This window comes from Bacillus sp. SH5-2, assembly GCF_008368905.1.
Classification (GTDB): Bacteria; Bacillota; Bacilli; order Bacillales; family Bacillaceae_G; genus Bacillus_A; species Bacillus_A luti.
The window spans coordinates 48909-70008 of sequence record NZ_QOSD01000006.1; the positions used below are offsets into that span (position 1 = coordinate 48909).

Sequence of the window (21100 nt, forward strand, 5' to 3'; positions counted from 1 at the left end):
TTTCTTCTTCAAATAGAATATTTTTATTTAACTATATGAAGAATATTAGTAATTATAATTTGAAGCTAGTATTTATTCAACTATTTCTTTCTAGACATTTTGACCTTGGTTTCTATTTAACGAAATACATTTGTAACATTTCCTGTTTTCTCCCAGAGATTCATCCACTAATTGTGACATCCCATACTATATACCTTTATAAACACATTCGCAAACAAATCTATCTCCAATTTTGGCACATTTTTCACATGATAAAATAATACAATTCAATTATATTTACCCCGCTTCAACTAGCTCGTTAATTCTTATAATCATTATATTCCTTTTGTACATTAAAATTTTTTATGATTATTAATGTTATATTTGAATAACTATTTGTGTAACCTACCATTGATTTTACGTCTTCTCGACAAAAAACTCGCTCTAAAAAGAGCGAGTTTTTTCATTATATATTATTGACCTTTGTACATTGCGTCTACTTGTTTTTGAAGTTCTTCATTTTCTAAGAACTCATCATAAGTAGCCTCTTTATCGATTACACCGTTTGGCGTTACTTCGATAATACGGTTTGCAATTGTTTGTACGAACTGATGGTCATGAGATGTGAATAACATTGTACCTTTGAATGCGATTAAACCGTTGTTTAATGCAGTGATAGACTCAAGGTCTAAATGGTTCGTTGGATCGTCAAGTGTGATTACGTTCGCACCACTTAACATCATTTTAGATAACATACAACGAACTTTTTCTCCTCCAGATAGTACAGAAACGTTCTTCTTAACTTCTTCACCTGAGAATAACATACGGCCTAAGAAACCACGTAAGAAGCTTTCTGACTCATCTTGTGGAGAGAATTGGCGTAACCATTCAACTAAGTTGTAGTCACTGTTCTCAAAGTACTTAGAGTTATCTCTTGGGAAGTAAGATTGAGAAGTTGTAACGCCCCATTTGAATGAACCGCTATCTGGCTCCATTTCACCCATAAGAATTTTAAATAATGTTGTCATTGCAATATCGTTACGACCGATAAATGCAACTTTATCACCTTTATTTAAAGTGAAGTACACATTATCTAACACTTTTTCGCCATCAATTGTTTTAGAAAGACCTTCAACAGTTAATAAGTCATTTCCTACTTCACGCTCAGGTGTGAAGCCAACGAATGGGTAACGACGAGATGATGGTCTAATATCATCTAATGTAATTTTATCTAATAATTTTTTACGAGAAGTTGCTTGCTTCGCTTTAGATGCGTTTGAGCTAAAGCGCGCAATGAAGTTTTGTAACTCTTTTACTTTCTCTTCTTTTTTCTTATTAGCATCTTGTGTTAATTTTAAAGCTAATTGGCTTGACTCATACCAGAAGTCATAGTTACCAACATAAAGTTGAATTTTACCGAAATCAAGATCAGCCATGTGCGTACATACTTTATTTAAGAAGTGACGGTCATGGGATACAACGATTACTGTATTTTCAAAGTTCATTAAGAAGTTTTCTAACCATTGAATCGCTTTTAAGTCCAAGTGGTTGGTAGGCTCATCTAGTAATAGAATGTCAGGTTTACCGAATAAAGCTTGAGCAAGTAATACTTTTACTTTCTCTGCCCCAGTTAATTCTGACAATTTCTTATCATGAAGATCTTCACCAATACCTAAACCTTTAAGAAGGATTGCAGCTTCTGATTCTGCTTCCCAACCGTTAAGCTCAGCGAATTCACCTTCAAGTTCAGCTGCACGCATACCATCTTCATCACTAAAGTCTTCTTTCATGTAAATGGCATTTTTCTCTTGCATTACTTTGTAAAGTTGCGTGTGACCCATAATAACTGTTTCTAACACTGGGAACTCTTCATATTCGAAGTGGTTCTGTTTTAATACCGCTAAACGCTCACCTGGCGTAATATGTATGTCACCTGTTGATGGTTCAATTTCTCCAGATAAAATCTTTAAAAATGTTGATTTACCAGCACCGTTTGCTCCGATTAAACCGTAGCAATTACCTGGCGTGAATTTTATGTTAACATCTTCAAATAATTTGCGATCCGCGAAACGCAAACTAACGTTACTTACTGTAATCATTTGTGTCCTCCTACTAATAGCGCTTATTTCAGCGTTTTCTCACCGATTGTCTTAAAAAATCGCATATTACGACTCAATTATTGTAGACTATAGCTATTATATAGTAGAAGCTGGATGAATAGCAACGGTTGATTATTATTCAATCATTTTCACCCTTGAATAAATTTTATATTTTTAACAATACACTATCATACTAACGTAAAATACACTTACAATCGGTATTACTTTGAAGAAAACATTAATAAGACATCATGGACAAGTTTATTAAGTAACAAAAAATCCCCCTTTTAAGGGGGATTCAATTATTTTTTATTACTCAATTTCTTTGTATAGCCCTTCAATTTACTTGTTAAACCAATTAAAGCAGGCAATAATATTGGCATAATAATAAGAGCTAATAATAGAAGTCCAATAACAGCAACTGAAGCAACTTGTATAAGAGTTAATACACCTGAAGGTATTAACGCTGCAAACGTCCCACCTAAAATAAGTGCTGCTGATAATACAACTCCTCCTATGTGACGAGATGCAGTTACAATTTTCGTTACCGAATCCCCTTCTAGCTCGTTATATCTCATCATCAAGAAGATGCTATAATCCACTCCTAAAGCGACAAGCATTATGAAACTAAAGAATGGAACATTCCAGCTTAATGATTCAACGTTTAAGACATGTGTACTAATTAGCTCACTTATGCCAAGTGATGCGAAGTACGTTAATAGTAAAGATCCAACAATAAAAATCGAGTTTAAGAATGAACGGGTAATTACAATTAGCACAATCCCAATTCCAATCAACATAATCGTAGCAGTACGCAAGAAATCTTGCCCGGTTACTTCTTTTAAATCAACATTTCTAGCTGTTGTCCCTCCGATTGCTGTTTTCGCATTATTTAATTCCGTCCCCTTCAAAGTACCATCTATCGTTTTATTGATTTCTTGAATAATTGGCATCGCTTCTTTTGAATATGGATTTACGTCTAAAATGATTGTCATTTTAGCAGTCTTTCTATCATGTGACATGTACGTATTCAAAGCTTTTTGGAAATCTTCTCCCTCTAACACTTCTTTTGGAATATAAAACTTCTCAGAACTTTTCGATTCATTTAGCTCGCCTAAATATTTCTGTGCGTCATTCAGGCCGTTACTTACTTTTCCAAGCCCTTCTGTACTTTTAGATAAACCAGATTGTAATTGCCCCATCTGGTCTTGCAAATCTTTTAGTCCAGTTAATAACTGCCCTTGCCCATCGTTTATTTTCGTTAAACCAGATTGTAGCTCAGCTGATTTATTTGCAATTTGTTTTGAACCTGTAGCACCTTCATTCAAGCCATTTTTCAGCTCACCAGCGCCTTTTTGTAACTTAGTAACGCCACTGTTCATTTCTTTTAAACCGTTATCTACTTTCAATAATGACTGATTCGCTTCTTTAAACGAACCCATAGCTGCTTTATGCTGCGTTGCTAATTGATTTAATTCATTTGAAAGCCCACCTAATTGCTTTTGAGCCTCTTTAGCAATACCTATCGTCTGCAGAATGTTAGGATCATTTGCTAATTCTGGTTTCGTTTGAATGAAATTGGTCATTAACATTTCAATTTGCGCATAACCTTTTTTCGCACCATCAATCGCTTGAGAAATACTTCCGAAGTATTGATCGTAAGAACTTAAACCTTTCTCTAACTGTGCATAACCAGCATGTAGCTGCGACGTTGCATTAGATAGAACATTTATATTTTCATTTAGTGAAATTAACCCGCTCTCAATTTGCTGTGCTCCTTGTGCCCCATCATTTATACCACTTGATAATTGATTTAACGCTGTTCCTAATGCTGTTACTCCATTTTTCGCCTCGTTCGTTCCATCAATTAACTTTTGAACATTTGCGAGACCGTTTGAGTCATTATCACCCATTTTATTTTTAGCATCCGTTAATCCATTATTGATTTCTTTTAAGCCACCATTGGCATCTCCTAATCCTGTATTAAGTTCTCCCGCTTGTTTATTTATATATAATTCTTTTATCTTATCACCGGTTGGACGCGTCGGTGAATATACTTCTGAAACTCCCTTAACTTTCAAAATTTTATCAGTTAGTTCATCTAAAGTTTGTAATGAAGTTGCTTCATCTAACTTGTTATTCGATTGAATGACAAACGTACTTGGTGAAGAAAAACCAGACGGAAAATGCTCTTCAATCAAGTTAATCCCCATTTTTGACTCATACTTATTATCGACTTCAAATAAATCATTATAATTAAGCGTGTTAGAGTATTTCACAACAAATGGAATCGATATCACGAATACAATGATTAAAGCGACGAATGGTCTTGCAACTGAGTTTTTCGCAAAGAATCCCCATAAGCGACTATCCTCATGCCCTTTAAATGTTTTAACGGGATAAAACATTCCTTTCCCTAAAAGCACCATAAAAAATGGATTTAATGTCGTCAATACAAGTAGTAATACTGCAACCCCAATTGATACTGCTGAAGTTGATTGATACAATTTAAAATTCGCTAAAATAAGAGATGCAAATCCAATTAATACAGCTATCCCGCTATATATAACTGTTTTCCCTGCCGATTTAAATGTCTCTTTCGTGGCCAAAAATGCATTATCTTGTTTACTTAATTCTTCTTTAAATCTCGTATATAGTAAAATGTTATAGTCTGTTCCAACTCCGAACAGAACGACAACTACAAACACTTGTGTAAAGTTTGAAAATGGAAAATTGAATTGATCTACAAGATGAGCAATTACCCCCATAGAAACTAAATACGATACCCCAACTGTAAGTAGAGAAACAATCGGAACAATAGGTGAACGAAATACAATGATTAATACTACAAGAATGAAAATGATTGAAATAACTTCAGTCTTTTTCACTCCCTCTTGAGAAGATTTAAGAAAATCACCCGCTATTAAGTCACTTCCTGTTAAGTACGTTTTTACCCCTTTCGTTTGCACTTTTTTATGAAGATTATTTGAAACTTTTGATATTTCACCATGTTTTTTATCTATCGATATTTGCGTTAAAATAGTCGTATTATCTTTAGAAACTAATTGTTTCTCCAATTCTTTATTATCTAAATGTGAAACAACTTCTTTAATTCCTAATTGTTCTTTTTCATTTTGCAAAGCGTTGATTGTTTTTGTTATTTCTTCTTTTTGCTCAGTCGTTAAAGCTGTTTTACTACCACTATTAAAAACAGCTATAATGTCATACTTTTCTGTCCCGTCTTTATCCATTTCTTTTATCATTTTGTCAGCAATACTACTTTGTTCTGTATTAGGAATCGTAATGTGCCCTTTTTCTTTCACTAATTTATCCATATTAGGCATCGTTACAATCATTGTAATGGTAATAACTATCCATAATAGTAAAGATAAACTTCTCCAACTTTTTAACTTGCTCATTTGAATCATCTCCCATTATTAGAGTTACAAATGGAATGAATATTCATGTTCATTTAGAAATACTTTTTAGGAATGAACGTTCATTCCTATCACTCTATAAATATATTTTTTTAATTCTATTAAACTACATCTTTCGGAATGAATATTCATTCCATTTGTTATACTAAATTTATCATCTCCAGTTATTCTCTTAATACCTTTCTCGGAATGAATGTTCATTCCTGTCCTTATAACGCTATAGAATCAAATGATTCTAATAGCATTCCAACAACTTTCCTCTAATTCTTTTACCAATTCTTCTGTATATTTTAATTGCCCTGTTTCCATTACTTTAATTAATTTTTCAATTGGTTGATATACAATGATAATTAACGCAATTGGTGGTAATGGACGAAGAAAACCTTTTTCGATTCCATCTTCAATTAAGTTCATGAAGAAGCCCATAAAGTCCTCGAATATTTCATTACTATGTTCATCGAGAAAATAACTATCACAGTGAGAATTTGTAAAAAGAAAAGCATTTGCATTTTGTCTCGCAAATTCAAATAAACGGTTGTACGTATGGCTAAACTGTTCACGAATATTTGCGTTGACTGGAAAGTCGGTTTTTATTAACTCTGATAGCTGTAAAACACTTTTCGTAAATAAAGAATTAACAAGCGCTTCTTTATTTTCAAAATAGCGATAAATGGTACCAGCACCAACTTTTGCTTTTTCAGCAATCATCGGAATTGTTGTACCATCATAACCTCGTTCTGCAAAAAGTTGTATTGCCGCATCAAAAATGTCTTCTTGTTTATTTTTAGCCATTTTTTCACCTCAATTTTCAGGAATGAAAATTCATTCCGTTTTTAATTATAAATTAGATGGATTAAAAGTCAAGTGTGTGACAAGTATCATTGCGTTTTTAATCCCTTGTTTGTGAAAAATTTATATCAGCGATTATTAAAATATATCAGCGCAATTCTGATTATATCAGCGATTTTCAGGATATATCGGCGCATCTCCAATTATATCAGCGATTTTCAAGTTTTATCGACTTTCTTACAAAAATCGACAATTTTTGTAGAAGCTATCCCAAAATTTCATTTGGGATAGCCCGATTTCATTTATGCAAATTAAAAGAAATCATAAATAAACGGCTTGTGCACTGGTACTACATTCTCAAATGCCCGTATTTCCTCTTCGCTTCCGCTAATTAATTCAAGTTCATTTAGTTCTAATGGGCGTTTGTATCCAAACAATATTGTAGATAGTGCATTTATATCTAGCTTGATCCCTTTATCCATTGGTTCTTCTATAATTGTTATTTCATAATTTGCAAGTCTCACTGATACATTATTCCACGGTGCAAATGAATCTGTAATATGTAAAATTACTTCTTGTTGTACATTGTTCCAGTTTAACTCATATTGTTTTAAAAACTGCTCTACATCTACAATTCTTCCCATAAAATATGGTTTTATTTCTGTTTTCACACGTGGTTCTTGCAATGTATATAACAACTGTTCGTTTTCACTTACTGTCATTTCAAGTTCTTTAATCATAGAATCATGCTGGCAAATAAAGTTCCATAGACCATTTCGTGCTTCATTTTGCAATGGTACAAATTCTCCTACAGTCATTTTATAGTTTTCAATTTTATATAACATATAACCAGTTGCAGTATTATTTTCATCGTAGTAAATTGCTAATGTTAAATCATCATAAACAGCTTGTAACCACCATTTTTCACTGCGAACTAGCATACCAGAAAAACGTTCTGCAAATGTTTCATAAAGCTTCTCGACCTCTTCTTGGTGATTTTCTTTATTGAAACGTTTCACAGTACCATTCACTTGTTTTTTCATAACTAAATCACTCTTTGTCATATGACATACAAGAAGATCCGCACAAAGTTCCCAGCCGTATTTACGATAAAATGAAACGGAAAATGGATGTAACATCGATACTGTATATCCGTCTTTTTTCATCGTTTGAAGTGAATGTTGAAGCAATTCTTTCACATAACCGTTTCTTCTGTATTCTGGATACGTCGCTACCCCTGCAACGCCACCCATTTTAAATTTTTCTTTGCCTATGTAAATATGAAACGGAATAAGGTGTAGTTTTGCCGCTAAGTCCTCACCTTCCATAATACCGTATACTTCATGACTTTCCTTCATTCTTGTAAGTTGCTGCTGCATGCGTTCCTCATCTACTTTATATTGAAATGCGTATTCTGATAAACGTAATGCTTCTCTGAATTTATCTTCTTTTAATTGTATGACGTTCATATATTTTTCCTCCCTTATTAATTTTAATTGTAACATAATTCAAAATATTACAGTGCGGTGAATGAAATTATATGGACTTAACGACACAAATTCAATATAAAAAAGCAGATACATCCTGTATCTGCTTCTCATTACTTTATTTAGCTAACGTTTGAAGTTCTTCGAAGAATGTAGGGTATGATACACCAACTGCTTCTGCATCTTCAATTGTTGTTTTTCCTTCTGCAATACACCCAGCAATTGCAAGCATCATTCCGATGCGGTGATCACCGTAACTATTTACTGTATTGCCTTTTAAAGTTGATTTTCCGTAAATGATCATCCCATCTTCAGTTGCTTCTATGCGAGCACCTAGTTTCGTTAATTCCGCTACGACTGTATCAATACGGTTCGTTTCTTTTACTTTTAATTCGTGTGCATCTTTAATAACTGTAATTCCTTCTGCTTGCGTTGCCGCTAATGCAATTACAGGAATTTCATCGATTAATCTAGGGATAATATCTCCGCCGATTTCGATTCCTTTTAATGAAGAGGTTTCGATTGTTATGTTTGCAGCTGGTTCTGAGGCTCCTTCGTTAATTGGCTCTACAGTAAACGTAGCACCCATTTTCTCTAAAACATCAATAATACCTGTACGAGTTGGATTCATCCCTACGTTTTCTAATACTAGTTTACTATTTGGAATGATTGCACCTGCTACTAAGAAAAATGCTGCTGATGATACGTCACCTGGCACTTGAACATCTGTTGCTGTTAACTTCTGTCCACCTGCTAATTTCACTGTTTTTCCCACGCGGGTTACTTTAACTCCAAATGCTTCAAGCATTCTTTCCGTATGGTCGCGTGAAATATGTGGTTCTGTAACAGCTGTTACACCTTCTGCGCGAAGCCCTGCAAGTAAAATAGCTGATTTTACTTGCGCACTTGCAACCGGAGACGAATATTCGATTGCTTTTAATTCGCCGCCGCGTATTGTTAGCGGTGTAAACGTTCCTTCTTCTCGTCCATCAATTTTTGCGCCCATTTGTTTTAATGGATTTGTTACACGTTGCATCGGTCTTTTTGCGATAGATGCATCACCTTGTACGCAAGAGAAAAATGGTGTATTTGCCAAAATTCCTGACATTAATCGTATCGTTGTACCAGAATTACCAACATCTAATACAGCTTTCGGTTCTTGTAAACCTTCTAATCCTTTACCAACTACAGTAACTTCATCACCATTTTGCGTAATGTCTACTCCCATTTCTTTAAAACAAGAAATTGTACTTAAACAGTCTGCACCGGGTAGGAAACCTTTAATTGTCGTTTTTCCTTCTGCAATCGCGCCAAACATAACAGCGCGATGTGAAATGGACTTATCACCTGGAATTGTAATGTTGCCATTCAATCCACTATCAACAGGTTGTATTGTTCTTTCCTTCACGTTTTCACCTTCTCATTTAAATTGTTTCATATGTTTGATATTTTTCTTGTCCAAGCGCTAACCTAGCTTTCATACGATCTTCTTCTCTTTGGAAGCTAATACGTAATACCCCAAGTAACCCTTCACGCGCTTCTAATATTTGTAAATTCGTAATACTAATTTCCTCACGCGCCAAAATACTCGTAATGTGAGCTAATGCCCCTACTTTATCTAAAACATCGACGTATAAGTCGTGATAGGCAGGAATTGCCCCTCTCTTGCGTACTGGTAAAGAGTCACGGTATTCTTTCGCGTCTGCAAAATAGTTTTGAATCTCGCCTGCATCTCCGGTAGAAACTGTTTGATATAAACCTTCCATTTCAGAGATCCACTCTTTTAATAATACCATTAAATGCTCTCGATTTTGCTTTACAATATCACTCCACATTTTCGGACTACTAGATGCAATACGTGTAATGTCTTTAAAACCTCCAGCAGCTAGTTGATGAATGAGCGGATTATCTCCTGCATGTTTCTCTACTTGTTTTACTAAACCTGCTGCAATAAGGTGCGGGAAATGACTAACAATCCCTGTTACATAATCATGTTCTTCTGTATTTAAAACGAGAAAATGTGACCCTGTTCCTTTTAACCATCCTTTTAACTCTTCCACTTGTTCATTTTGTACATGTTTCATCGGTGTTAAAATGTAAAATGCATTTTCAAATAAATGTGCTTTTGCACTTTCAACTCCCGTTTTATGAGAACCTGCCATTGGATGTCCACCAATGAAAGAAATTTCTTTTGAAAACAAAGCTTCCGCTTCGTTCATAATGGTTCCTTTTGTACTACCAACATCAGTCACTATAACATCTTCTCGTAAACGGAATGACGCTAGTTTGTGTAATAATTTCTTCGTTTCTTCAACTGGTGAAGCAAAAACAATTAAATGTGCCTCTTCACATGCATGCTGTAAATCTACTGCCACTTCATCTACTACATGTAATTCTTTCGCTCGTTCTACTTGTTCTTGAAATATATCATAACCTGTTATCGTTACATCGTGCTCTTTCTTAATTGCTAATGCGAGAGAGCCTCCAATTAAACCCGTTCCAATTAAAACTACCTTTTTACGCATTTGCCTCATCTCGAGACTTTCTTTTTTTATTTTCAAAGTGTTGTTTTAACACTGAAATCACTCCTTCATTTTGCTCCCTTGTTCCGACTGTAATACGGACCCCATTCGGGAACGGACGAATAATAAACCCTGCGTGTGCACAAGCTTCATAAATCTCTCCAGCATCCTCAACTGGCAAGAAGATGAAATTAGTTTGTGACTGGTAAAATGGAATTTCATTTTCCTTACAGAAACTTTCGTATTGTTTTAATCCCTCAGCATTCACACGTACAATTTCTTCGATAAATGCTTCATCGTTAAAAGCAATCGTTGCTGCTTTTTGCGCTAATGAAGATACGTTAAATGGTAAACGTACGACATTTAATTTCTCGATTAACTCTTCCTGTCCAATTGCATATCCTACTCGGAAAGAAGCTAATCCGTATGCTTTAGAAAACGTTCTAAGCACAAGAATGTTTTTATGTTTTTCTAAAAGCGGTAATGTCTCTGGGAAATCTTCCGCTATTACATACTCATAGTACGCTTCATCAATGACAATTAACGTATTTTCACTAATGCCCTCAATGAATTGAGTTAATTTCTGCTCATTAACATATGTTCCTGTAGGATTGTTCGGATTACAAATCCATACGATTTTTGTATTGCTATCTACTACAGAAGAAATTTCGTCTAAATCGTATACACCGTTATTTAAAGGAATTTCTTTCACTTCACAGCCTTCAATAATTGCATGGTGACGGTACTGTGGGAATGTTGCACCTGCCGTTACAATGTTATCTCCTGCCTTGAGTACTGCACGACTTATGATTTGAATGACTTCATCTAAACCACTACCGCAAAGTACTTGTTCCATTTGTACATGTAATTTATCTGCAATTGTTTGACGAAGTGTTGTAGCACCTCCGTCAGGATATAAGGCATGTTCTAACCACGATTTTTGCAACTCATCTAAAACACGTGGCGAACAGCCGAATGGATTTTCATTCGATGCTAATTTCACAAATGAATGATCTCCGTACACTTCTTTCATTTGTTCAGGTGATTTACCTGGTTTATATGGTTGTAATGATGATAGTTGATCTTTTACTTGCATGTTAAAACCACCTTTTAATTAAAATTCTTTTGCGTATTTGTTATGTTGCGTAATGTTTTGCTGAATTAACTCCATACGATCTTTTCCGAATTGTTCGACTAATGCATGTGCAAGTTCCCATGCTACAACAGATTCAGCAACTACACCTGCTGCTGGTACTGCGCAACTATCAGACCTTTCAATACTCGCTTGGAACGCTTCTTTCGTATCGATATCAACGCTTGCTAACGGTTTGTATAATGTAGGTATTGGTTTCATAACACCTCTTACGACAATTGGCATTCCTGTTGTCATACCACCTTCTAAACCGCCGGCATTATTCGTTTTTCTCGTGTATCCATTTTCTTCATCCCACAATATTTCATCGTGCACTTTACTTCCTGGCTGTCTTGCCGCTTCAAACCCAACGCCAATTTCAGCACCTTTGAATGCATTAATACTCATAATCGCACCAGCAAGTTTTGCATCTAGTTTACGGTCGTAATGAACGTAACTACCGACGCCAATTGGCATACCTTCTGCAATAACTTCCACAATGCCGCCAATTGAATCTCCGCTACTTTTAGCGTTATCTATCGCATCCATCATTTCTTGTTCTACTTCTTTATCTAAACATCGAACTGGTGAGTTTTCAGTAATTGTTTGAATTTCTTCAATTGGTAAGTTTGAAATATGTTTTGCCTTTACTCCACCAATTTCAAGTACATGCCCTGCAATTTCTATGCCTAATTCTTTTAAAATTTGCTTCGCAACTGCTCCAGCTGCAACCCTTACTGTCGTTTCTCTAGCAGATGAACGCTCTAAAACATTTCTTATATCACGATGCCCATATTTTATTGCCCCGTTCAAATCCGCATGTCCTGGACGTGGTTTTGAAATTGTACGTTTCATTTCTTTACTTTCTTTTTCCGAAATTGGTTCTGCACCCATTACTTTCGTCCAATGTTTGAAATCATCATTTTTAACAATTAACGTAATTGGTGAACCAAGTGTCATCCCGTGACGTACACCACTTACAATCTCAACTGTATCTGTTTCAATTTGCATGCGTCTTCCGCGACCATGCCCCTTTTGTCTTCTTAATAATTCTTTATTAATATGTTCCGCCGTAAGTGTTAAACCTGCAGGTACACCTTCTAAAATAACCGTTAACTGCGGACCATGTGATTCTCCAGCTGTAATGTATCTCATTTCTCTTGCCCCTTTACTATTTTTTTGTACAAAAAAGTCCCTACTGAGCGCTCAGTAGGGACGATATTTATCGCGGTACCACCCTAGTTGTAGACAACTGTCGTCTACCTCTCTTCTTCTTTAACGATCGTTTGACCGTCTTTCCCTCCAAAAGTTGGTGGGAAAGATGCTCCAAGGCTGTAATTCATGCTTACCTTTGTACTGATTCACACCGACCATCAGCTCTCTTTAACAGGGAGATAAGCACTACTGTTTCCTCTTCAGCGCATATATGATATGGAATTAAGATAATTTATTTTTGAATCCTTTTAACTCTTCCATGAATTTATGGAACTCTGGAATATCCATTTGTTGTGCAGAATCTGATAATGCAACTGCTGGGTCTGGGTGTACTTCAGCCATTACTGCATCTGCGCCAATTGCAAGAGCCGCTTTCGCTGTTGGTAATAATAAATCTCTACGTCCAGTTGAATGCGTTACGTCAACAACAACTGGTAAATGTGTTTCTTTCTTTAAAATCGGTACTGCTGAAATGTCTAATGTGTTACGTGTCGCTCTTTCGTATGTGCGGATACCACGCTCACAAAGAATAATTTGGTCGTTACCTTGTGCAATGATGTATTCAGCTGCGTTGATGAATTCATCAATTGTTGCTGCTAAACCACGTTTTAGTAATACTGGCTTGTTAACTTTACCTACAGCTCGTAATAAATCGAAGTTTTGCATGTTACGTGCGCCTACTTGAATTACATCTACGTAGTCTAATGCCATTTCAACATCATTCGGATTTAAAATTTCACTAATGATCGCTAAGTCGAACTCATCTGCTACTTGGCGTAAAATTTGTAATCCTTCTACTCCCAAACCTTGGAAGTCGTATGGAGATGTTCTCGGTTTGAAAGCACCACCGCGCATTAATTTTAAGCCTTGATCTTTCATAGCTTGCCCTACTTGGCGAACTTGCTCTAAGCTTTCTACCGCACAAGGTCCCATGATGAACGTTTGTGTTCCGTTTCCAATCAATTCACCTTTTACATCAACGATTGTATTTTCTTGTTTCTTTTTACGTGATACTAGTAATGCTTTACGGTTATCATCTTCTTGTAGTTCTAAGCTAGCTTTGAAGATTGTTTTGAAAATATGTTGAACTGTTGACGTTTCGAACGGTCCTTCGTTATGCTCTGCGATCATATCAAGTACTTCACGCTCACGTACTGGATCAAAACGTTTCGTACCTTGTACTTGCTTTTGCTCCCCAATTTTTTGAACGATTTCACCACGTTTGTTTAAAAGGTGTAATAGTTGTAAGTTAATTTCATCTACCTGTTTACGTAATTGATCTAATTCATGATTTGCCATTTGGAAATCCTCCTCTAATGTTTTAAAAGTATAGTAAGAGAATGAAAAATTCTCTATTTTCTGAACTGATAAATTATACAAATTTTAAGTGGAATCGATACCTCTTCTTATTTTAAACTAATACTTACTATAAAAACACTATCTAACTAGTTAAAACCCCACTTTTTTGTACAAAAAATCCCTACTGATCCAATCAGTAGGGACGATATTTATCGCGGTACCACCCTAGTTGTAGACTTCTTGCGTCTACCTCTCTTCATTGTTAACGATCATCTGACCGTCTTTTCCTTCATAAAGACAATAACTATCTTTACTACGAAAAAGATGCTCTAGGACTGTAATTCGCTCTTGTTTTTGTACTGGTTCACACCAACCACCAGCTCTCTGTTACAGGGAAACAACAACTACTGCTTTTCCTTTCAACGCATGACTATTTTATTTTCAAGTTGGACCACTGAAATACAAAAAGTCCCTACTGAATAAATCAGTAGGGACGATATTTATCGCGGTACCACCCTAGTTGTAGACTATCTTTCCGTCTACCTCTCTTCACTGTTAACGATCAATTGACCGCTTTTCCTTCATAAAGATGAAAATATCTTTACTACGAAAAAGATGCTCCAAGACTGTAATTCATGATTATCCCTGTACTGGTTCACACCAACCACCAGCTCTCTGTTACAGTAAGACTAACCACTACTGTGATCTCTTCATTGCACTTTGTTTATTCAAATGTTTTTGAAATTGAATAAGTATGATTCGTATTATAGAACGCTTTTCAAAACACTGTCAACAATTTTTTATTTATTTTTTAAAATTCCACTTTCCACCTATAATTCCTTTTGTAAATTCCCTATTACAATTCCAATGCGAATTATTTCATTTTCTATTAAATTTAATACATGTTTATCTACTTCATACTCGATTAATTGTTTTTTAATTTGTATGATTTCACTTTCAAATAAATCGGCTTCCTGACATGTTTGTAGTAAAATAAAAAACACATTTGCATACATTTCTTTATGCGCTTTTATCTTTTCATTCTTATCTAGTATTTCACTAAATAACTGCTTCATTTCCTCCCCTGTACATTTTCCATTCACATCTAAAAATGTACGAGATATAATACCTAATCCTTTTTCTACAATCTCATCCATGTATAAAATAATGCGTAAAAGCATTACATATTCTCTCGTTGTTATTTCTCCCATTTTTGGTCGTTCTCGCAAAAATACATTGAGCCAAGCCGTCCAAAATTTTTGTTGCTCTTTTGTACTTAATGTTTTGACGTAATAGCATACATGCTGCATAAACGTAATTTTATTCTCTTCGTTTCCTTGCATGAGTAACGGGTATAACCAATCTGTTTTTTGCTCCCAGTACAATACACATTTAATAAATACAAAACTAAGCCACTTCAAGAATGCTTCCCGTGTATGCGGATGCAACACTTCCAAATGTTCTACCGCATACTTAATAAATCGCTTCATCTCTGTAAATAACGGTAAATTAATTTGCGTGTAACATAAACCTGCCCACGCATATTTCGTAATCTCATTTTCCTTCTTTAAATCTAAGTACGGTAACAAATATTTTCGGCACCATTGCTTCTCTATATGATATAAAAATGTAATATCTGCTATTAAACGTGCAAACATAAAGTTCGTCCGTTCTGAACTATTTCTTACTTGTTCTTCAAATAAAAATAAATATTCATACACATTACGATCGTATAAATGATCATATGATAAAAGTTTTAATAATACAGCTGTCATTTTTCCAACAGGATGCAGAATCGATTCATTGTAAAAGTCTTGTTTTCCAAGCTTAAAATCCGTATTACTTTTCATGACTTGAGGAAAAACTGAAAAAGCAAAACGTTTTACAACTCGTATACTATTCTCTTCTAACTCTTCTAATCGATTGCTAATTTCATATAGAAAACTACTAATTAACCAATGAAAGGCTGTATTTCTAACAAATCTTTGCAATAGTGGAATGATTTTTTGAATTTGTTCATTTGTCAGTCCCCTGTTATTTCGCCACTCTCTAATACAAACAAACCATACTTCATTACTTATTTCATGCACGCCTACTAATTGATAGGCGAATGAAATACTCCACTCTGTATTCAATTTACATGCTTTAGATAACATCTCTAAATAATGACGTTGTTCGAACACACCGTCTTGAGAAAATTGCCGAACTTGCTTCATAATTTCATCATCTTTTAATTGCAATAAGCCATCCGCAGTCACATTACAAGTAATACTTTGTTCTGTAGTCTCTTTCTTTTGTACACTGTATCGATCAGAATGAAAGTGAGGATGCTTTTGCTTCATTAACTCATATCCTTTTGCTGTAGATGGACTATTCGAATCGCATATAAATAATAAATCTAAGACGAGACATACATCAAATGCTCTTTCCTCTGTAAGGTGTTTCAATACAGTTTGAATGACTTCTTCCTTTGTTTCTTCTAAAGAATGTGTATACTGCCTTTTTAAAAGTTGAAAAACTTCGTGTTTATACGTGAAATCTAAAAGAAGCCCTTCATGTAACAACCATTTCATTTTGTCATCTGCACTAACGAATATATTTTTATTCATCGCATCAATTGCAATTTGCTTTTGAAGTACACTATTCGCTTCTATCATTTCTGTAATATAATAATTCGCTTTTTTCTCATTGTTTCCACATAAATAAGTTAAACACTCTTTTACAATTTGAATTAAAAATGCAAGATCATTTTGATGAAATTCTTTCTCTTCATTTTCCTTATCTCTTTTTTTCAGAGCTGTTTGTCTTAATGACAACAGTCGCATCTTCTCTAATCCCATAATCATTATTGGAACAGCGTAATAAGAAATATGCGGTCGCATCTTCTCGGCCCAAATTTTCTCCACATGAGAAAACGTAGACACTGGTATACGACTCGATTCCTCGAGTTCTATTGATTCTTGCGTATCATTTCCCCACTTTCTTACACGCTTTAATTTAAGTTTACCGTCTAGAATAAACGCTAGTAACAATAATGCAATTTCTTTATGATCAGGAAAAGAACATTTTTGCAGTAAGTATGAAATATTTTCAATAGAGCTACTATCTTTTTCAGCTGTTTCTAATAAAAAGAGTGTCCACCTCGCAAACAACAACGGATCCATCTTTATTTTCATTTCGTTTAAATAGCGACAAATTGTTTGCCATAATAATGGGGATATTTTTGAATGATTTTTATAAATAAGTTGGAATAATTCCTTTTGATGACTAAAAAGAAACTGCTCTACTAACCATTCTGCAAGTAATTCGTCTACCTCGTTATAGTTTGATGTGTGCAAGAATAAATTTCGTAATTTCCCTTCTGCTTCAAGCCATTCCACCCATTCATAATCTCGTGCAAATTCAACAAAGTAACGAACTGTTTCAATTTTCTTTATTGACTGCTTTATGTACGATAATTGTTCCTGCTCTACTGATGGTGGCACTGTTACAATATCCCGAATGCGCATTCTTTTTGTAATATAATTATCGCCCATTAATTCGGCCCATCGCTTCACGGCTTTGACGAGGGACTGATGATTATTCGCTTTGTTTGGATACACAATCGGTCTGATTCCTAAATGCTCCCAATGATATGTATTTTCCCCTTGTGCGACAAATGCATAACGCCTTGTACTTGGTGGTAAACCAGTCGCTAAATATTTCATTACTGGGTCATTGTGGCTATATCCAACGAATAACACGGTATAATTTGAGAATAAATCAACTAAAAACCTTCTCGCCCATCCTTCCGTTAAGTAAGCCCTTCCAAAATCACCGTCTGTTAAAATTAAAGCTTCTTTCTCCTGTTCTACATTACCATGTATATAAGCCAGTCCTTTAAACGCTCTCCCTGTCGGTAAAGCTGGTGCGTAATAAACATTTATCTTCCTATTCATTTCATTAATTACAGTTGTAAAATGTTGATCAAAGTTTGTCGTCACAATACGGACATCTGTATCTAAAGGAAACAACCTTGGAATTGCATAATGGAGGGGATTTGGTTTTGATTTTTCTATATGAACAACATCTCTCGCAACTTGATGTACGTCTTTCGTTTTTGCAATTTTACCAAGATAATAATCATGTGGTTCAGTGATCTCACGTTTTTCGACGTATAACTTTTTTGCAATTTCATCAACTAAATCATCAAAATTTGGTAAGTTTGATTTCCCTTGCATAGAAACTCCTGCTCCAACAAATAACACTAACTTCCCTTGTTCAAGATGATCAATTAACTCATCTGGAATTTCTACTTCTGAAGTAATCCACATCCCGGACTCCCCCTTACCTAAAAATGTCATATGCTCTCATTTTACTATAACATTTTTTCGTTGTTTTTATAATATTTAGACAAAAACAACAACATGAAAAAGTTTTATTTAAATAAATTCGTTACGATGTATGAACTCCTGAATTTATTGCAAAACTATGTATAAATCGGAGGTGTAAATATTGAATGGTTTTACTGTAGTACTTATCAAATTTATATCGTGCATCATCGCTTTTAGCATTGGACTCGCTTTGTTTTTCCCTGCAACGTTTGTTCAAATTATTTCGTTTAGTCTCTTCGTTACAATCGTATCTTATATGTTCGTTGATAAAATGATTTTAGAGCGAATTGGCAATAATGGTGCCATTATGTCAGATTTCTTACTAACATATTTAAGCGTATGGATTTTCGGTAATATTTTATTAGACAACTATATGCAAATTGCATGGGGCAGTATTCTATCTGCAATTGTCTTTACATTATCTGAAGTAATCGTTCATCGCTTTTCTAATTCACACACAAGGCACAACAACGATAACATTCATATTAATCGCCGCTTTGCATATGGCACGGAATTTGCGGAAGAACAGAATATTTCGGATAAAGATAAGAAGAAGTAATTTACTGATGAAGGAACTCCATCGCCATCAACCTAAAAAAAAAGCAAATACCTCAAAACAAATAAATGGCGTCTCCAAGAGAAAATGTACATTTTTTGTTTTGAGGTGTAATAAAACGCTTAAGTTGATGAGCATGTTGTGCTAACCCGTCAAAAAAGTAAAAAGTGTTTATCAAGAGTAAACTAGATTCTGCCTTTTTCATTAATCGCATTGTTCTATTTGGTCGCCTTCTTCACCTGCATTTTCTGCCGAACTATCCGTTCCGCCTCCCACTGCATGTTGCTGTTTAGTATTAGAACTTTCGATAGCAGCGTTGGTTCCAGCTGCACTGTCATCTCCACCACCACTTGCCACTTGAGTAGCACTAGCCTGTTCCTTACGGGTTTTATTAATTTGATTATTGATGATAATTACAAGTTCTTCCTCTTCATCCGAAGTTTCTTTTTTCATTTTATGCGGTTCAATCTGGTCCCCACTAATTCCCTTATTTATGGCTTCGCCTCCAGCGCCCACTGTTTGTTGCTGTCTTGTATTCGATGAATCGATTGCTGCATTACTTCCTGCCGCACTGTTTTGTCCGGCCCCACTGGCAATTTGTGTTGTATTCGGTGCAAATGTAATCTGATTATTAATGACAATGACAATTTTTCGTTTAGCAGCAAGATTTCCTAAATTAATTTCTTCTCCATCTTTTTTTACAAATCGAAACGTGATTTCTTCATTGTTTTCCATGTTCTCCCCCCTTTGTAATATTAAATGACTGGAGAATGATAATGGATTGGACAAGCGTATTTTTTTATAAATATGTGCCCCCGCCCACAATGAAGGATGTATTATCAGATCCCGGTATTTTGCTTGTATTAAGTACGTCGACTTGACGATAGTCCAGCATCCGCCGAATTTCGAGATGCATGGAGAATAATCTTATAGGAGATATAGAAAGAGGGATTAAGAGAAACATTATTATATTAAGGTTTCTAGGTTTCATTTTATTTTTCTACTTTCCTTTTCTTATTTAGATTTATTAGCCAAATATCTAGCATAGTGAATTAAATTTCTAGCTACATCTAATTCGAGATTAAATATATTAGGTACCCCTGGTCTCCAATTCACCTCAAATAACCACAATTTTTGATCTTTATCAATCCCTACATCAATTCCTAACTCATCAAATAATACATCCTTAAATAAAGAATTAAAATGGTTAGAAAAAGTTACTGCAAATCGTTCTAAATACCTTTTAATATTATACCAATCGTTATCAAACTCCGCTTTTAAAAAAACATCTAAATAAGTACTATAACCACCCTTAGCCATATTTGATACAATACTTCCTAATGGACCTATTCTCGGGAATATAGAAGTAACAACCCACCTGCCTTCTCCATTTCTTTGAACATGCAATCGGAAATCATAAACATGACCAGATTTCATTTGACATGAAATAAACTGTTGAACTATGTATCCTTGCTCTTGAATCTTATCAGATATAAAGCTCCGTAATTGTTTTTTATTAATAGATGAAATTTGTTCTGATTCATTCATACTGTAATTCATCCCATTTTTTTCAATGAAAACAATACCACTACCTTGATGACCAGAAATTGGTTTAATAATAAGTTTTTCATAACGATTAATCATGTCAAAAAACTTATTAACATCATTTAATTCATAAAAAGGAATAAGATATTGCTTAAATTTTTTTGCTCTATTTATTCTGTTATATACACTTAATTTATTTCCAATTGAATGACTTGTAAAAGGAACCTTTTCATGTAGATAATCATAGATTTGCTGATTTTTATCACTAATATGAACACTTGCATTATAAATAACATCTGGAAAAGAAAATTCTTGTTCAACCCAATTACCATTTTCATAAGTTTTACCTAAAATCTTCTCCGTTTCTATATTTACCTTCCCTAAAGTAAAATAAAAAAAGTCCACACCTTCAGCTTTAGCTACAGCAGCGTAAGTATATGCTTTCTTTACGTCATTCGGATCTTTCCGATGATGAAGCATACCAATTATAGTCATGTCAGTTCTTCTTCCCTTCTTTCTAAAGGTCTTTTTCAAAACAAATGTCCAATTCATTATATATATATTCATGTTCTCCTTCATTCAACCATTTTTCGAAAAAACCGGAACAAGCTTAACCTCATTTTAATACTCTACCTATAGAAATAATAAATCTGAGGTTTTATAAAAT

Annotated in this window: 13 protein-coding genes and 3 other annotated features; of the genes, 1 reads left to right on the top strand and 12 read right to left on the bottom strand. The window is 34.7% G+C overall.

Annotated elements, in window-relative coordinates:
• Positions 1–452: 452 nt before the first annotated feature.
• The 10 genes from DN410_RS05325 to DN410_RS05370 all read right to left on the bottom strand — a co-directional run bounded on the left by DN410_RS05325 (position 453) and on the right by DN410_RS05370 (position 18272).
• Positions 453–2078 carry an ABC-F family ATP-binding cassette domain-containing protein gene (locus DN410_RS05325; RefSeq protein ID WP_048526047.1) on the bottom strand — a complete coding sequence of 542 codons (1626 nt, stop codon included), beginning with the start codon at positions 2076–2078 and terminating at the stop codon, positions 453–455.
• A gap of 302 nt (positions 2079–2380) precedes the next feature.
• Positions 2381–5497, bottom strand: a complete 3117-nt coding sequence (locus DN410_RS05330; protein WP_149175666.1) for an MMPL family transporter — start codon at positions 5495–5497, stop codon at positions 2381–2383.
• Between the two features lie 243 nt (positions 5498–5740).
• Positions 5741–6307, bottom strand: a complete 567-nt coding sequence (locus DN410_RS05335) for a TetR/AcrR family transcriptional regulator (RefSeq protein WP_149175667.1) — start codon at positions 6305–6307, stop codon at positions 5741–5743.
• 308 nt (positions 6308–6615) lie between these two features.
• Positions 6616–7773, bottom strand: coding sequence for a GNAT family N-acetyltransferase (locus tag DN410_RS05340; protein ID WP_149175668.1), 1158 nt, complete (start codon positions 7771–7773; stop codon positions 6616–6618).
• Between the two features lie 136 nt (positions 7774–7909).
• Entirely contained in the window at positions 7910–9199 is a 1290-nt protein-coding gene (gene aroA, locus DN410_RS05345) for a 3-phosphoshikimate 1-carboxyvinyltransferase (protein WP_149175669.1), read from the bottom strand.
• Between the two features lie 16 nt (positions 9200–9215).
• Positions 9216–10316 carry a prephenate dehydrogenase gene (gene tyrA / locus DN410_RS05350; protein WP_149175670.1) on the bottom strand — a complete coding sequence of 367 codons (1101 nt, stop codon included), beginning with the start codon at positions 10314–10316 and terminating at the stop codon, positions 9216–9218.
• Positions 10309–11409, bottom strand: a complete 1101-nt coding sequence (gene hisC, locus DN410_RS05355; RefSeq protein ID WP_149175671.1) for a histidinol-phosphate transaminase — start codon at positions 11407–11409, stop codon at positions 10309–10311. Before hisC ends, tyrA begins: the two co-directional genes overlap by 8 nt.
• Positions 11410–11427: 18 nt before the next feature.
• The gene (gene aroC, locus DN410_RS05360; protein WP_149175672.1) at positions 11428–12600 is read right to left on the bottom strand and encodes a chorismate synthase; all 1173 of its coding nucleotides are present in this window, start codon (positions 12598–12600) and stop codon (positions 11428–11430) included.
• Between the two features lie 53 nt (positions 12601–12653).
• Positions 12654–12873 (bottom strand) — a binding site (T-box leader).
• 9 nt (positions 12874–12882) lie between these two features.
• The gene (locus DN410_RS05365; RefSeq protein WP_149175673.1) at positions 12883–13959 is read right to left on the bottom strand and encodes a bifunctional 3-deoxy-7-phosphoheptulonate synthase/chorismate mutase; all 1077 of its coding nucleotides are present in this window, start codon (positions 13957–13959) and stop codon (positions 12883–12885) included.
• A gap of 195 nt (positions 13960–14154) precedes the next feature.
• Positions 14155–14391, bottom strand: a binding site (T-box leader).
• Positions 14392–14445: 54 nt separating this feature from the next.
• Positions 14446–14682: a binding site (T-box leader), on the bottom strand.
• Between the two features lie 107 nt (positions 14683–14789).
• On the bottom strand, positions 14790–18272 hold the full coding sequence (locus DN410_RS05370) for a DUF4020 domain-containing protein (protein ID WP_149175674.1): 3483 nt from the start codon (positions 18270–18272) through the stop codon (positions 14790–14792).
• A 181-nt stretch (positions 18273–18453) separates the two neighbouring features.
• On the opposite strand from DN410_RS05370, the gene DN410_RS05375 reads away from it, so the two are divergent.
• Positions 18454–18891 carry a YndM family protein gene (locus DN410_RS05375; protein ID WP_149175675.1) on the top strand — a complete coding sequence of 146 codons (438 nt, stop codon included), beginning with the start codon at positions 18454–18456 and terminating at the stop codon, positions 18889–18891.
• Positions 18892–19092: 201 nt separating this feature from the next.
• Here DN410_RS05375 and DN410_RS05380 read toward each other — a convergent pair whose 3' ends face one another.
• Both DN410_RS05380 and DN410_RS05385 read right to left on the bottom strand, forming a co-directional pair.
• The gene (locus DN410_RS05380; protein WP_149175676.1) at positions 19093–19623 is read right to left on the bottom strand and encodes a hypothetical protein; all 531 of its coding nucleotides are present in this window, start codon (positions 19621–19623) and stop codon (positions 19093–19095) included.
• A 279-nt stretch (positions 19624–19902) separates the two neighbouring features.
• Complete coding sequence (locus DN410_RS05385; protein WP_149175677.1) at positions 19903–21000, bottom strand: YheC/YheD family endospore coat-associated protein; 1098 nt, start codon at positions 20998–21000, stop codon at positions 19903–19905.
• Positions 21001–21100 lie beyond the last annotated feature (100 nt).